Annotated in this window: 11 protein-coding genes; 2 read left to right on the plus strand and 9 right to left on the minus strand. The window is 65.2% G+C overall.

Going from position 1 to position 14,127, the window contains the following annotated elements:
• Positions 1–5: 5 nt before the first annotated feature.
• The 9 genes from M729_RS0103710 to M729_RS0103755 all read right to left on the minus strand — a co-directional run bounded on the left by M729_RS0103710 (position 6) and on the right by M729_RS0103755 (position 11,358).
• Complete coding sequence (locus M729_RS0103710) at positions 6–764, minus strand: ABC transporter ATP-binding protein (protein WP_027160783.1); 759 nt, start codon at positions 762–764, stop codon at positions 6–8.
• A complete protein-coding gene (locus M729_RS0103715; RefSeq protein WP_082827448.1) occupies positions 764–1,567 on the minus strand; it encodes an ABC transporter permease in 804 nt (267 codons plus the stop codon). The genes M729_RS0103710 and M729_RS0103715 overlap by 1 nt, the downstream gene beginning before the upstream one ends.
• Complete coding sequence (locus tag M729_RS0103720) at positions 1,564–2,694, minus strand: ROK family transcriptional regulator (protein ID WP_027160785.1); 1,131 nt, start codon at positions 2,692–2,694, stop codon at positions 1,564–1,566. The genes M729_RS0103715 and M729_RS0103720 overlap by 4 nt, the downstream gene beginning before the upstream one ends.
• A 221-nt stretch (positions 2,695–2,915) precedes the next feature.
• Positions 2,916–4,001 carry a histidine kinase dimerization/phosphoacceptor domain -containing protein gene (locus tag M729_RS0103725; protein WP_027160786.1) on the minus strand — a complete coding sequence of 362 codons (1,086 nt, stop codon included), beginning with the start codon at positions 3,999–4,001 and terminating at the stop codon, positions 2,916–2,918.
• A gap of 142 nt (positions 4,002–4,143) precedes the next feature.
• Positions 4,144–5,634 (minus strand): efflux transporter outer membrane subunit, encoded by a 1,491-nt coding sequence (locus M729_RS0103730; protein WP_027160787.1) that lies wholly within the window; start codon positions 5,632–5,634, stop codon positions 4,144–4,146.
• An 11-nt stretch (positions 5,635–5,645) separates the two neighbouring features.
• On the minus strand, positions 5,646–8,789 hold the full coding sequence (locus tag M729_RS0103735; protein ID WP_027160788.1) for an efflux RND transporter permease subunit: 3,144 nt from the start codon (positions 8,787–8,789) through the stop codon (positions 5,646–5,648).
• A gap of 3 nt (positions 8,790–8,792) precedes the next feature.
• Entirely contained in the window at positions 8,793–10,064 is a 1,272-nt protein-coding gene (locus M729_RS0103740; RefSeq protein ID WP_013530682.1) for an efflux RND transporter periplasmic adaptor subunit, read from the minus strand.
• A gap of 245 nt (positions 10,065–10,309) precedes the next feature.
• Positions 10,310–10,516 (minus strand): hypothetical protein, encoded by a 207-nt coding sequence (locus M729_RS0103750; protein ID WP_024501678.1) that lies wholly within the window; start codon positions 10,514–10,516, stop codon positions 10,310–10,312.
• Positions 10,517–10,677: 161 nt separating this feature from the next.
• Complete coding sequence (locus M729_RS0103755) at positions 10,678–11,358, minus strand: hypothetical protein (RefSeq protein ID WP_013530680.1); 681 nt, start codon at positions 11,356–11,358, stop codon at positions 10,678–10,680.
• Between the two features lie 239 nt (positions 11,359–11,597).
• Here M729_RS0103755 and M729_RS0103760 point away from each other — a divergent pair, with 239 nt between their 5' ends.
• Together M729_RS0103760 and M729_RS0103765 are read left to right on the plus strand one after the other, a co-directional pair.
• A complete protein-coding gene (locus tag M729_RS0103760) occupies positions 11,598–12,326 on the plus strand; it encodes a response regulator (protein ID WP_024501679.1) in 729 nt (242 codons plus the stop codon).
• A complete protein-coding gene (locus tag M729_RS0103765; RefSeq protein WP_027160789.1) occupies positions 12,323–13,564 on the plus strand; it encodes an ATP-binding protein in 1,242 nt (413 codons plus the stop codon). The genes M729_RS0103760 and M729_RS0103765 overlap by 4 nt, the downstream gene beginning before the upstream one ends.
• Positions 13,565–14,127: the final 563 nt, after the last annotated feature.

Raw genomic sequence — 14,127 nt, forward strand, 5'->3', positions numbered from 1 at the left:
CACTGTTACTGGTGGTAAACGGCTTGCCAGACGCGGTTGCGGATGCTCATGAACTCCGCCGAAAGCCGGATTTCCTCGGTTCTTGGGTAAGGCAGGCCGACTTCGATGATCTCCTTCAGCCTGCCGGGCCGCGCCGCCATGACGATGACGCGGTTGGCGAGGTAGACCGCCTCGTCGACATCGTGGGTGATGAACATCACGGTGCGCCGCTCCCGGCTCCAGGTGTCGAGCAACTGGTCCTGGAGCTGCACGCGGGTCAGTGCGTCGAGCGCCCCGAAGGGCTCGTCCATCAAAAGGATCGAGGGATCGACCGCATAGGCCCGGGCGATCGCGCAACGCTGCTTCATGCCGCCCGAAAGCGTCTTCGGCAGCGCGTCGGCGAAGTCGCCAAGGCCGACGAGATCGATGAAACGCTCGGCGATCTGCCGGCGGCGCGAAGCTCCCTCGCCCTTGATGCGCAGCCCGAACTCGACGTTCTGGCGCACGGTGAGCCAGGGAAACAGCGCGTATTGCTGGAAGATCATGCCGCGCTCCGGACCCGGCCCTTCGACCGCCTTGCCATCGACCAGCACGGTGCCCTCGCTCGGCTTCAGCAGGCCGGCCGCGATGTTGAGCGCGGTCGACTTACCGCAGCCGGACGGACCCACGACGGTGACGAATTCGCCGTCGGCGATGTCGAGCGACAGCCGGTCAAGCGCGACGAAGGCATTGTCCTTGAGGTCGAACCGGCGCGTGACGTTGTCGAAGACGATCTTGGGCGGCATCACACGCGCTCCTGCCAGACGGTCAGCCGGCGCTCGATCACCAAAAGGATGCGATCCATGGCAAGGCCGAGAAGGCCGATGGTGATCAGGCTGACGAAGATGGTCGGCAGGTCGTAGTAGAGTTGCGCCTGCTGCATGCGGAAACCGAGGCCGGTCTGCGCGGCGATCAGTTCGGCGGCCACCAGCGTCGCCCAGGCCGAGCCGAGGCCGATGCGCACGCCGACCAGGATGAACGGCGTCGATGCGGGAATGATGACGCGCAGGAAGATGGTCATGTCCTTGGCGCCGAGCACGCGCGCGGCGTTGATCATCGTCTTGTCGACGCTGATGACGCCCTGATAGGTGGCGACGACGCTGGCCAGGAAGGACGCCAGGAAGATGACGAAGACCTTCGGCGTCTCGTCGATGCCCATCGTCACGATCGCCAGCGGAATGATGGCCAGCGGCGGGATCATGCGGAAGAACTGCAGATACGGCTCGATAAGCGAGCGCGCGACCTTGTACCAGCCCATGACGAAGCCGACCGGGATCGCCAGGATGACGCCGAGGAGAAAGCCGGTCATCACCCGAGCAAGGCTCGACATGATGTCGGTGGCGAGCTGCCCGTTTGCGATCAGATCGATAAACCTGGACGCAACCTGTGGCGGTGGCGGCAGGCCCACCGCGCCGCCCGCCGTCAACACCCACCAGATGGCGATGCCGGCGACGAGACCGCAGAGATTGAGCGCGAGACCGCGATAGTCGATACCCCGATCCTCGTTCGAGCCGCCGCCGGAGCGTGTCGTCTTCGACGCTTCGCTCATCGCGACACCCCCGAATAGAAAAAATGGTCGAGCGCCGCCGCAGCAGCACCGATGGCGCCGGCACCTGGGCCAAGGCTCGACCGCTCGACCCGCAGCACGTCGCGCATCGGCGGCAGGACGCGTGGCGGAACGCCCCGCCTTATATGATCGATGAAGCTTTCCGGGGCTTCGGCCAGGTGACCGCCAAAGACGATCAGATCGGGATTGAGCAAATTGGTCGCCGTCGCTATGGCCGTCGTCAGATGCCGGAGCGCCGCGTTCCAGACGTCGGGATATTTCTCCACCGCGGCCAGCAGGCGCCTAGGATGAGGCGTGTCGATATGGGCGGCGCGGGCCAGCGCGCGTTCGGACAGGAATGTCTCCAGGCAGCCCACATTGCCGCAGGCGCAACGCTCGCCATCCTCGACCACCTGGACATGACCGAGCTCGACGGCCCCGTAGCCGCCGGGACGGAACGGCATGCCGTTGATCACCAGGCCGGCGCCGAGGCCGGTGCGCAGATAGATGTAGAGCAGCGCGGTCGTGTCGCGCCCGATGCCGTAGCGCGATTCCGCCAGCGCCATCGCGCTGACATTGTGCTCGACCACCACCGGCATGCGCAGCGCCGTTTCGAGTTCGTCGGCGAACGGCACATCCTTCCAGTCGTAATTGACCGACTGCAGGTTGCGGCGGCGCTTGGTGTCCACCGGTCCCGGCACGCCGAGCCCCAGGCCGATCAGGCGCGAACGGTCGACTCCGGTCTTCTTGATCAATTGCTCGACGATCCGCACCACCATGCCGATCACCGCGGCGGGTTCGCTGGTGGCGGTGTCGAAATGCTGCGAGGCCATGGCTTTCGAGGCGGCCCTGAGGTCGGTGATGGTCGCGTCGATCGTTCCCGCGCCAATGTGCACGCCAACCACGGACAGGGCGTCGGGCACCAGCGCGACGCCGATCGCCGGCCGGCCGACGGGTGCATCGCCGGCAGTGGCCTGGTTGAGCTCGACCACGGTGCCTTCCCGCAGGAGATGGGCCGTCAGATGGGTCAGGGCGGTGGGTGACAGCGAGGTGCGCCGCGCCAGTTCGGCGCGCGACTGCGGACCGTCGTCGCGCAGGATTCGCAGGATCGCTCCGTGGTGCGCGCCCATTCTTCCTCCCTATTATTTTCTAATGTTAATAAATTAATTAAGCCTGTCAAGCACGGCAAAGCGCGGCTTGCGACTGGCGTCGATGCACCTGGGTTTCACCCTCCCCTGCCGCTGGAGTAGGGGCATTGACGCGAAGGGAGATAGCGGGGAAGGCAAGGCCGGCATGAGTAGGTCGAAGATCAGCCAAGCGGAGAACCTATGCCGTTTGGCTCCCGCGCGCGCTAAGCGGCGGTGGCAGCCGAGCGCTTGAACAGGATGGTCACCCGCGTGCCCTCGCCGGCGCTCGACGTCACGTCGAACTCCGCCTTGGCATTCTCGGTCAGCGAGCGGGCGATCAGCGCGCCGAGTTTGCCGCGCTTGGGCCAGCTCTCGCCGTCCGGCAGGCCAATGCCGTCATCGGCGACCACGATGCGGCAGCCATCGCCGTCAACGATGCTGTGCAGCGTGATCGTACCGCCGTCGCGCCCCTGGAAGGCATGCTTGAGCGCATTGGTCAAAAGTTCGTTCACCACCAGCCCGGTCGGCATGGCGACATTGATCGACACCGGATAGGTGTCGACCTTCATGTCGAGGCGGATGCCCTCGACCGCATGCGAGTTCATGACCGCCGACGCGATCTGGCTGAGATAGACGCCAAGATCGACCTCATCCTTGCCATCGTCCCCCGACAGCGTCTGGTAGAGGATCGCCAGCGCATCGACGCGCCCCGCCAGCCTCTCGAAACGCTTCTGGTCCGGTTCGGCCGCGTTGCGCGTCTCCATCCGGATCAGCGCGGTGATCATCTGCAGATTGTTCTTCACCCGGTGCTGGAGTTCGCGCAGCAGCGTGTCCTTCTCGCGGATGCGCTCGTCGATCGATCGCGCATCTTCGGTTTCGCCATGGGCCGAAACGTCGACCAGCGCCACCAGCCGGAAGCAGGCCTTGCCATTGTCGTCCTCGATGACGTTGGAATAGACGTCGACGATAGTCGGTTGGCCTTCCTTCCGCTCCAGCCGGAACGTGCCGATGAAATCGGTGTCCTCGACCACGGCCTCGAACAGCGGCCGGTCCTTCTGCTTGTGCAGGCCGGTGCCGGAAAGCGCCGCCCAGTGTTGCCGGGCGAGCGTCGCCGCCTTGAGGCCGGACAGTTTCTCGAATTCCGGATTGGCATAGACGACACGCTCCTTCGAACCCAGGTCCGAGACGGCAATGGCGATCGGCACCTGGTCGAGGAACTTCTTGAACTGTTCGCTTTCGAGCGCGCTGGCAAGGTCCGGCGTTTCGAGCAGCTGCCCGACCGCTTCGGCCTTCTGTGTATCGGATGTCATCTGCGGCGCCTGTGCTGTGTGGCACCATCAATAACAGCGATGCGATCACCCCGCCATCGCCAAACATGGAGTCCGCATTTTCACGCCCCGCATCGGCGATGGCGGCGTGTCTGCCGAATTGACGCCGCTGCCTGAGAGTGCCTCAGGAGGCCGGCTTCGACGCCAGCCGTGAACCGGTCTTGACGTCGACGATCTCCGGCTTGGCGCTGTCGACCGCGCCATCCCAGCCGCCGCCGAGCGCCTTGTTGAGGGCGATGTAGTTGGTCGCCAGCAGGACGCGGCTTTGCAGCAGCGAGTCCTCGGCCGAATAGAGCGAGCGCTGGGCGTCGAGCACGTCGAGGAGGCTTGTCTCGCCGGCCTTGTAGAGCGTGCCTTCGAGACTTGCCGCCTCGCCATAGGACTTCGCGGACGAGGCGAGCTTGCCGATCCGGATGCGCTCCTGCGACAACAGCACCAGCGCGTTCTCGACATCCTCGAGCGCCGTCAGCACCGAAGACCGGTAAGCGATGAAATACTGATCGCGTTGCGCCTTGGCGACCTCGACGGCCGCCTGCAATTGGCCGGCATTGAACAGCGGCACACTGAGCGTCGGCCCGAACGACCAGCCGATCGACGAATTCTTGCCGAGATCGCCAAGCTTCAGCGCCGCCGTGCTGATGTCTCCCGTCAGGCTGACCGAGGGATAGCGGGCGGCTTCGGCCTGGCCGATCTTGGCGGTATATTGCGCATATTGGCGCTCCGCCATGCGCAAATCGGGCCGCGATAGCAGGAGGTCGGCGGGAATTCCGGTGGGCATCGGCAGGCGCGGTGCAGGAATGGGCGCGACCCGCTTCAGCCGCTCGTTGAGCGAGGCAGGCGGCCGGCCGGCCAACACCGCGAGACGATGCACGGCCTGCGCATAACTTGCCTCCAGCGTCGGAACGGCGGCTTCGGTGCTCGCTGCCTGACCCATTGCCTTGGCGACATCGGCGGCGGTCGCCGTGCCCGCCTGCGCCATGGTGCGGGTAAGTTCGGCGGTCTGTCTTTGCGACGCGGCCGAACGACGGGCGAGCGCGATGCGGGCCTGGTAGCCGCGCGCCTGGGTATAATAGGAAGCGACATCGCCGACCAGGGTGAGAAGCGTCGAGCGCAGTTCCTCCTGCGAGGCGTTCAGCCCGTAGCGCGCGGCCTCTACGCCCCTCCGGTTGGCGCCGAACAGGTCGAGCTCCCAGCTTGCATCGAAGCCGGCCTGGTACTCGCTGTAGGTGGCGTCAGAGCCTGATGTGGTCTCGGCCGACTTGTTGCGGGAGGCCGAGCCGGAGCCGTCGGCCGAAGGCAGCAATGTGCCGGCACTCTGGCGATAGCTGGCGCGCGCCTCGCGGATTTTTGCCTTGGCGGTGGCGACATCGAGATTGCCGGCAACCGCTTCCTCGACAAGCGTGTTCAGCTCGGGATCGCGTAGCCGCTGCCACCATTTTGACAGTCGTGCCGGCTGGGCAGGCTTTGTCGGCTTCTGGCCGCTCCAATTCGCCGGCATTGCCATTATCGGTGTCTGATAATCCGGACCGACGACGCATCCCGCGAGCAGGACAGCGGTGAGCATAGGCGCAAGAAGCCGCCTCGCGGCCACCGAGCCACGTTCCAAACCTGTCATGTGAAGTTTCCTTATTGCTGGGTGGCCGTCACCGGCGTCTCGCCCGTATCTGGTTTGGCCGCCCTGCCCTTGAAGATGCGCCGCACCGTGACGAACAATAGCGGCACCAGGAAGACGCCGATCACCGTCGCCGCGATCATGCCGCCCATCACGCCGATGCCGACCGAGTTCTGCGCGCCCGAGCCCGCACCGCTGGCGATCGCCAGCGGCAGCACACCGAGGATGAAGGCCAGCGACGTCATCAGGATCGGCCGCAGCCGTTGTCGCGCCGCCTCCAGCGTCGCCTCGACCAGCCCCATCCCGGCGGCTTGCCGCTCGATGGCGAACTCGACGATGAGGATGGCGTTCTTGGCGGCGAGACCGATCGTGGTCAAAAGGCCGACCTTGAAATAAACGTCGTTGGACTGGCCGAACAGGCTGGCCGCCAGCAGCGCGCCGAAGATGCCGATCGGCACCGACAGCATGACCGCGAACGGGATCGACCAGCTCTCATAAAGTGCGGCCAGGCACAGGAACACCACAAGTGCCGAAATCGCATACAGCGACAGCGCCTGGTTGCCGGAAAGCTTCTCCTGGTGCGACAGCCCGGTCCACTCGTGCGAATAGCCGGCGGGCAGTTGCGCGACGAGCTTGTCGATCTCGTCCATGGCGGCACCCGAGCTGACGCCCGTGGCCGCCGCGCCCTGGATCTCGACCGCCGCCGACCCATTGTAGCGCTCCAGCCTGGGCGAGCCGAATGTCCAGTGGCTGGAGGCAAAGGCAGAGAACGGCACCATGGCGCCGCTGGCGTTGCGGACCTGCCATTTGTCCAAATCTTCCGGCTGCATGCGGAAGTTCGGGTCCGACTGCAGATAGACCGGTTTCACCCGCCCGCGATCGATGAAGTCGTTGACGTAATCGCTGCCCCAGGCGGTCGAAAGCGTGTTGTTGATGTCGGCCAGGCTGACGCCCAGCGCGCTGGCCTTCTCCTGGTCGATGTCGACCGAGAATTGCGGCTGGTCTTCCTGGCCGTTGGGCCTTGTGTTGGCGAGCACCTTGCTCTGCCCGGCCAGGGCCAGAAGCTGGTTGCGCGTCTGGATCAGCGCGTCATGGCCGGCGCCGTTGACGTCCTGCAGGTAGAAGTCGAAGCCGTTGGTGTTGCCGAAGCCCTGGATGGCGGGAGGCGCGAGCGCGAAGACCTGCGCGTCCCTGATCTTCGAAAACGCGCCCATCGCCCGGCCGGCGATGGCCTGCGCGGCGGAAGCCGGCGATTTGCGCAGGTCGAAATCCTTCAGCCGCACGAAAGCGATGCCGACATTCTGCCCTGCGCCGCCGAAGCCGAAGCCGGAGGCGGTGAACACCCCGTCGACGACGTCCTTCTCCTGGTTGAGATAATGGTCGGTCACTTCTGCCAGCACGCGCTCCGTGCGATCCTGCGTCGCGCCGACCGGCAGCTGCACGCTGGTGATCAGGATGCCCTGGTCCTCTTCCGGCAGGAACGAGCTCGGCAGCCGGGCAAACATCCAGCCCACGGCAACGACGATGGCCAGGAACACGACGAGGAAGCGCCAGGATCGGTTGATGATGCCGTGCGAGCCGTCGCGGTAGGCAAGCGTGCCGCGGTCGAAGACACGGTTGAACCAGCCGAACGGGCCGGTCTGCGTCGCATGGTCCTTGGGCGGCCGCAGGATGGTGGCGCAAAGTGCGGGCGTCAGCACAAGGGCGACCAGCACGGACAGCACCATCGCCGAGACGATGGTCACCGAGAATTGCCGGTAGATGATGCCGGTCGAGCCGCCGAAGAAAGCCATCGGCACGAACACGGCCGAAAGCACCGTGGCGATGCCGATCAGCGCGCCGGTGATTTCGTGCATCGACTTGCGCGTCGCCTCCTTCGGCGACAGGCCTTCCTCCTGCATCACGCGTTCGACATTCTCGACGACGACGATGGCGTCGTCGACCAAGAGGCCGATGGCCAGCACCATGGCGAACATGGTCAGTGTGTTGACGGAATAGCCGAACAGCGACAGCACGCCGAACGTGCCGAGCAGCACCACCGGCACGGCGATCGTCGGGATGATGGTGGCGCGCAAATTCTGCAGGAAGATGAACATCACCAGGAACACCAGCACGATCGCTTCGGCCAGCGTCTTGACCACCTCCTCGATCGACAGCCGCACGAAAGGCGAGGTGTCGTAGGGATAGACGACCTCGACCCCTTGCGGGAAGGTCGAGCTCAGCCGGGCGATCGTCGAACGCACCGCTTCGGCGGTGTTGATGGCGTTGGCGCCGGTCGCCAAATTGACGGCGACGCCGGCCGCCGGCTTGCCATTGTAATTGGCCTGCGTCGTATAGCTTTCGGCGCCGAGCTCGACGGTGGCGACATCGTTGAGGCGGACCAGAGAGCCATCGGTCTGGCTCTTCAGGATGATGTTGCGGAACTGTTCGGCGGTCTGCAGCCGGCTCTTGGCCGTCACCGTGGCATTGAGCTGCTGGCCCTTGCGCGCCGGCAGGCCGCCAAGCTGGCCGGCCGAAACCTGCGTGTTCTGCGCCTCGATGGCGGTCGCCACATCGCTCGGCATCAGGGCATATTTGGCGAGCTGGTCCGGATCGAGCCAGATGCGCATGGCATAGCCGGAGCCGAACAGCTGCGTCGAGCCGACACCCTCGACGCGCTTCAGCGTGTCGTTGACGGTGGCGTCGACATAGTCGGCGAGATCGGTCGAGTTCATCTTGCCGTCGGTCGAGACGAAGCCGATGACCATCAGGAAGCCGGTCGAGGATTTGGAGACGGTGATGCCGTTGCTCTGCACCACCTGCGGCAGCTGCGACTGCACCAGCTGCAGCTTGTTTTGCGTCTGCACCTGGGCGGTATCGGGATCGGCCGCTGTGGTGAAGGTCAGCGTGATCGAGGCCGAACCGGTCGAGGTCGACGTCGCCGTCATGTAGTCGAGATTGTCGATACCGGTCATGCCTTGCTCGATGACCTTGGTCACCGAGTTCTCGACCGTCTGCGCGTCGGCGCCCGGATAGGTGGCGCTGATGTTGACTGTCGTCGGCGCAATCTGCGGATATTGCGAGATCGGCAGCGTGGTGAGTGCCAGAAGGCCGCCCAGCATGATCACGATGGCGATCACCCAGGCGAAGATCGGCCGGTTGATGAAGAATAGTGACATCGCTCAGTTCCCGGTCGCGGCGGCAGGCGCCGGTTTCGCCGCATTGGACGCGGCCGGTGCGGCGGAAGTGCTCTGCCCGCGGTCCTTGACCTCGCCGGTCGTCTCGTCGATCGTCACTTCGACACCCGTCGCATCGCCGCCGGGGCGCACCAGTTGCATGCCCTCGACGATGACGCGGTCGCCGTCGCCGACACCCGAATCCACCAGCCAGTTGTTGCCGACGCTGTTGCGCACGGCGAGCACGCGCGTCTCGACCTTGCCCTGCGCGTTGATGACCATCGCCGTGGCCTCGCCCTTGGTGTTGCGGCTGACGGCACGCTGCGGCACCAGGAAACTGTTCTGGGCAACGCCCTCCTCGACCAGTGCCCGCACATACATGCCGGGCAGAAGCAGGCGGTCGGGATTGGGGAACTCGGCCCTGAGCGCAAAGGTGCCGGTGGTCTGGTCGACATTGGCGCCGGCGAATTCCAGCTTGCCGGTCTGCGTGTAGATGGTGCCGTTCTCGAGCTTCAGCTTCACGCTGACATTGGGCCCGCTGAACTTCAGCCGCCCTTCCGAGATCGCCTGCCGCAGATTGAGCAGGTTGGTGCTCGACTGCGTGACGTCGACATTGATCGGATCGAGGGCACGGATGGTGGTCAGCACCGTGTCCTGGTTCGCGGTCACCAGCGCGCCCGGCGTCAGCGTGGACTTGTCGATGCGCCCGGCGATCGGTGCCGTGATGGAGGTCCGGTCGAGGCTGATGCGCGCCGTCTCGGCACTGGCCTTGGCCGAGGCGACATCGGCTTGCGCCTGCGCCAGCGTGGCGGCGGCATCGTCATAATCCTGTTTGGAAACAACGTTCTGCTTCAACAGGCCGGCATAACGGTCGAACTTGGCCTGCGCCGTAGGCACCGCCGCTTCCGCCTTCTGCTGTGCGGCGACCGCGCTGTCGTAGGACGCCTTGTAGCTCGCCGGATCGATGAGGTAGAGCGGCTGTCCAGCCGCCACCTCGCTGCCCTCCTTGAACAGGCGCTGCTGGATGATGCCGTTCACCTGCGGGCGCACTTCGGCAACCAGCGAGGCCGCCGTGCGTCCCGACAGTTCGGCGGTGATCGCCACCGATTGCGGATGCAGGGTGACGACGCCGACTTCCGGTTTGCCGGGCGCGCCCATGCCTGCGGGGGCGCTGCTCTCCTGCGAGCAGGCCGCCAGCAGAAAGGCGGATGCGAACATCGCGGCCCAGGGCGCCAGACGGCGTGCCGGCTGCAAAGACGGGCTAGGCTGGATAGACATGGACTGAATGATCTTTCGCTGGAGTTGCGGGCGCGGGCAATCGACCGCTTGGTCGAGGCATGCCGGCCGATATCTTGATGGTGGGCCGCGCCGGTCTGCGGGCGGCGACGAGCAATGCTTCGAAGCGGCTCATGTCGCGCTCCTTCTCGGCGGCCAGAGCTGCTCGAAGGTCGAGTAGCCGGCCGCGATGCCCACCAACATCATTATGCCGATCAGCGAGGACATGCCAAGCGCCTTGCCGGAATTCACGCGATCTTGCGGTCATGATGCCCATGGTTGTCGAGCGGCTGCGACAGCGGGAGCGACAACCGCCAGGCGGCGAAACTCAGGCGGATCGCGCCCTTCAGCGTGTCGACCGGCGGGGCCAGCGGCATGCCTCGCCCGACAGGACCGAACGAGAGCCTCGGGCTGGCGGACGCGAGCAGCCGCAGCATGATCATGGCTTCCCACATTGTCGTGCTTCCATTGCAGGGTTCGAATTGGGCATGGTTCCGAATTGGCGCGATTCGAACTGGGCGTGATCGAAACGAGGATGGCGGAGATACGCCCGCCATCCCCGGAGAACCGGCCGACCCGAGAACGGGTTGGGTACCGGGCCGGCCGGTGCAGTCGGTCAGAGTTGCTCGTCGTTCCCGGGCTGGGGCGGGAGCTGCCTGCCATCGTTGGGCAGGCCTCTGGGGCCGGCTGCATCGTTCGGCGGACCGCCCCAGGGACCGGGGGGTGATCCATGGGCACGTTCCGCCGAAGCGAGGAGTTCGAGTTGTTCGGGCGTCAGCTTGGCGCGCAGTTCAGCGATCGCCTCCTTCAGTCTGCCGGCCGAAACCGCGCGGGCGGTAACGTCGTCGGCCAGCTTTTCCTGGAATGCGAAGGGATCGGGCTTGCCGCCCGGGCCTGCTGCGTCGGGGTCCTTCGCTTCAGCACCAACGGGCCGCCCGCGGTCAGGCCGAGGCTGCGAAAGCACCGCCTGCAGCGCGCTGGTGTAGTCGCGCCAGGCGTCGAGTTGTTCGGTGCGGATGCCGACGCGGGTCTCCAGCGCGGCGAGCCGGGCGGCCAGCATGAATTCCGGCGGCGGACCCATGCGGCGGGGGCCAAAGCCTTGCGGGCCGAAACCCTGCGAACCAGGTCGCATCGGTCCATGCGGGCCGGGTCCATTCCGGCCGTGGCCTGCCCCATCCTGCATGGCCATGACAGGGGGCGGCTCACCGGGTCCGGCGCCGGGGTCGGGCTGCGCCGCCAGCGCGGGGTGAATTGCGGCGACGGAAAACAGGCCGAGCGCAAGAAGTCTGCTTGGCATAAAGATGTTCCTTTCTCTCATGCTTCGGACGGTTCAGAGGATAGGAAGCGTCTTTGTCCGCTTCGCGTCGGCGTGTTGCCGAAGGTTTCCGCAAAAGGGCAATTTGTTTCCGAATGTTTCCCATGGCCCGCCGGAAACGTTCGGTTGCAATTTTCCATGCCGCTCGGGCGCGGCTCTCCTATAATCGCGGCAAGCCCCTGCAATCACGGGTCCCAATATTCATCGGCAACGGCACGGTCATGCAGTCACAACCCCATATCCTCGTCGTCGACGACGACCGCGAGATCAGGACGCTTCTCCAGCGTTACCTCGACAGCCAGGGCTTTCGCGTCACGGCGGCGGCGGACCGGCGCGAATGCGAGCAACGGCTTGGCTCCGGCCAATTCGACCTGATTGTGCTCGACGTGATGCTGCCGGACGGCTCGGGGCTCGATGTCTGCCGCGGTTTGCGCGACCGCAAGCCGCACACCCCGATCATCCTGCTGACCGCGCTGAAGGAAGATGTCGACCGCATCATCGGCCTGGAACTCGGCGCCGACGACTATCTCGGCAAGCCGTTCAACCCGCGTGAGCTCATTGCCCGCATCCGCGCCGTGCTCAGGCGCTCGACGCCCGAGGAGGCGCCCGCGCCGCCGCGCGCGCGCATCTACCGCTTTGCCAGTTACAGGCTGGAACCGGAGACCCGCAAGGTGACGGATGCGCGAGGCGTGGCCGTCGACCTCACCGGCGCCGAGTTCGATCTTTTGCAGGTGTTTCTCGACCGTCCCGGCCGGCTTTTGTCGCGCGACCAGCTTCTCGACCTGACGCAGGGCCGCGAACGCGATCCGCTGGAACGCTCGGTCGATGTGCTGGTGAGCCGGCTGCGCCGCAAATTTTCCGACACCGGCGACGGGCCGCTGTTCAAGACCGTGCGCAATGGCGGCTACCAGCTCACGGCGCGTGTCGAGACCGTGGAGAGCCACGCGTGAATTCGCTGCGCCGCCGTCTCATCCTGCTGTTGGTCGCCTCGATCGTCGGCGTCGTCGGCTTGGCGACGGCCGCCGTCATCAGCGTGCGCGGCGGCGGACCGCCGCCGGAACTGACCGTGCCCTGGATTGCCCAACAGATGGAAATGGTGGTGCGGCTCTTGCCGGGGCCGATCCCCGGCGTCCTGCGGGTTCAATTCGCCGATCATCCGGCGGGCGGCAAGGTGGCTCGTGCGGAAACGGCGATGCTCAATGACATCCTGCACCGCCGTGGCCTCGACTTTCCCGCGGTCGTCAACGAGAAGACGGACGAACCCGGCCAGATCGCATCGATGCACCTGCCCGACAGCCGATGGGCGATCATTGAAGTGCCGCACCTCAAGCCGCCGCGGCGAGAATGGCTGGTTCTGGCCGGCTGGATCTCGCTGATCGTCGCCGGCGCCACGGCGGTATCGGTCTATTTCACCTCGGTGCTGATCCGACCGCTCGAAATGCTGGAGGCCGCCGTCTCCAAGATCGGATCGGACGGCGTGCTGGCGACGGTGCCGGAAGTGGGTTCGGCCGAGGTCAAGGCCACCGCGCATGCGCTGAACCAGCTCTCGTCGCGGCTGCGGACCGCCATGGAAAGCCGCATGCGGCTGGTCGCGGCTGCCGGCCATGATCTGCGCACGCCGATGACGCGCATGCGGCTGCGCGCCGAATTCCTGGACGACGAACGCGACAAATGGCTTCACGACCTCGACGAACTCGATCGCATCGCCGACAGCGCCATCCGCCTGGTGCGCGAAGAGGCCAACCAGGACGCCGTCGAAGCGGTGGACCTGGCAAAGACGGTGCGCGATATCGAAGCCGAGATGGTGTCGCTCGGCCATGCCGTCTCGATCGGGCACCTGGAAAAGGTTTGCGTGCGCGCCGGCGCGCTCGGCCTGCGCCGCGCCTTGCGCAACCTGATCGTCAACGCCGCCACCCATGGCAAGGCGTGCCGCATCGACCTGGCCGCGGTCGACAATCGCGCCGTGCTGACCATATCGGACCATGGGCCGGGCATCCCCCCGGAACTCCTGAACAAGGCGTTCGAGCCCTTTTTCCGCGTCGACCCCGGCCGCCTGCAATCGATCCCCGGAGCTGGTCTTGGCCTCGCCATCGCCAAGGAAATCATCGAGCGCTACGGAGGCACGGTAACACTGGAAAACCGCCGGGGCGGCGGGCTGGAGCAGACGGTGGTGTTCGACGCGGTGTGAGGGTTGGCGGTCAGCCGAGTAATGGGCGTTGCGCGTGGCAACGACGAAAAACAGAGACGATGCTGCACCGCGCAAAGCTAATGGTTCCAAATCATTTCTTCACGGAGCCAGGGCCGGATCCATATAGATAAAATATAGATTACGGAATTTCCTGTGATCTAACAAAGAACTAGGCTCTCAAGCCACGAGCTCGCAAATCAACCGAGGCGGGAACATCGGCAAAATTTAAACCACAGCGTTTAAGTTCTGAGAAAAATCGCCAGAATTGACGAGAAACGCTCGGTTTTCTCAATTTTTTAGCGCTTGCTCACATAAGTATTTCAGCTGGGTAGATTTTTTGTGTTGCGCCGCACAATGCCGTAGCCGAACGATCTCCTGGGGGACTCGTTTGCGACTGGATATGCGCCGTGGAGGATCCCGCCAGGTTGACCAGCTTGAGCCACCCGTCCGTCGATTTCGAGCGTAGGTTCGACGATGCCTGCGCTCTGGCGGGTCTCGTCCGCCTTGGCCTGCCGCTCGAAACGGCCGGCTGGCGGCTTGGTCGCGACCATCACGCTGGCGGA

This window comes from Mesorhizobium sp. WSM1293 (assembly GCF_000513875.1).
Classification (GTDB): Bacteria; Pseudomonadota; Alphaproteobacteria; order Rhizobiales; family Rhizobiaceae; genus Mesorhizobium; species Mesorhizobium ciceri.

Excerpts from the sequence above, each read along its gene's own strand:
- M729_RS0103710 (WP_027160783.1), bottom strand. The coding sequence starts at position 764 with ATGCCGCCCAAGATCGTCTTCGACAACGTCACGCGCCGGTTCGACCTC.
- M729_RS0103715 (WP_082827448.1), bottom strand. The coding sequence starts at position 1,567 with ATGAGCGAAGCGTCGAAGACGACACGCTCCGGCGGCGGCTCGAACGAG.
- M729_RS0103720 (WP_027160785.1), bottom strand. The coding sequence starts at position 2,694 with ATGGGCGCGCACCACGGAGCGATCCTGCGAATCCTGCGCGACGACGGT.
- M729_RS0103725 (WP_027160786.1), bottom strand. The coding sequence starts at position 4,001 with ATGACATCCGATACACAGAAGGCCGAAGCGGTCGGGCAGCTGCTCGAA.
- M729_RS0103730 (WP_027160787.1), bottom strand. The coding sequence starts at position 5,634 with ATGACAGGTTTGGAACGTGGCTCGGTGGCCGCGAGGCGGCTTCTTGCG.
- M729_RS0103735 (WP_027160788.1), bottom strand. The coding sequence starts at position 8,789 with ATGTCACTATTCTTCATCAACCGGCCGATCTTCGCCTGGGTGATCGCC.
- M729_RS0103740 (WP_013530682.1), bottom strand. The coding sequence starts at position 10,064 with ATGTCTATCCAGCCTAGCCCGTCTTTGCAGCCGGCACGCCGTCTGGCG.
- M729_RS0103750 (WP_024501678.1), bottom strand. The coding sequence starts at position 10,516 with ATGTGGGAAGCCATGATCATGCTGCGGCTGCTCGCGTCCGCCAGCCCG.
- M729_RS0103755 (WP_013530680.1), bottom strand. The coding sequence starts at position 11,358 with ATGCCAAGCAGACTTCTTGCGCTCGGCCTGTTTTCCGTCGCCGCAATT.
- M729_RS0103760 (WP_024501679.1), top strand. The coding sequence starts at position 11,598 with ATGCAGTCACAACCCCATATCCTCGTCGTCGACGACGACCGCGAGATC.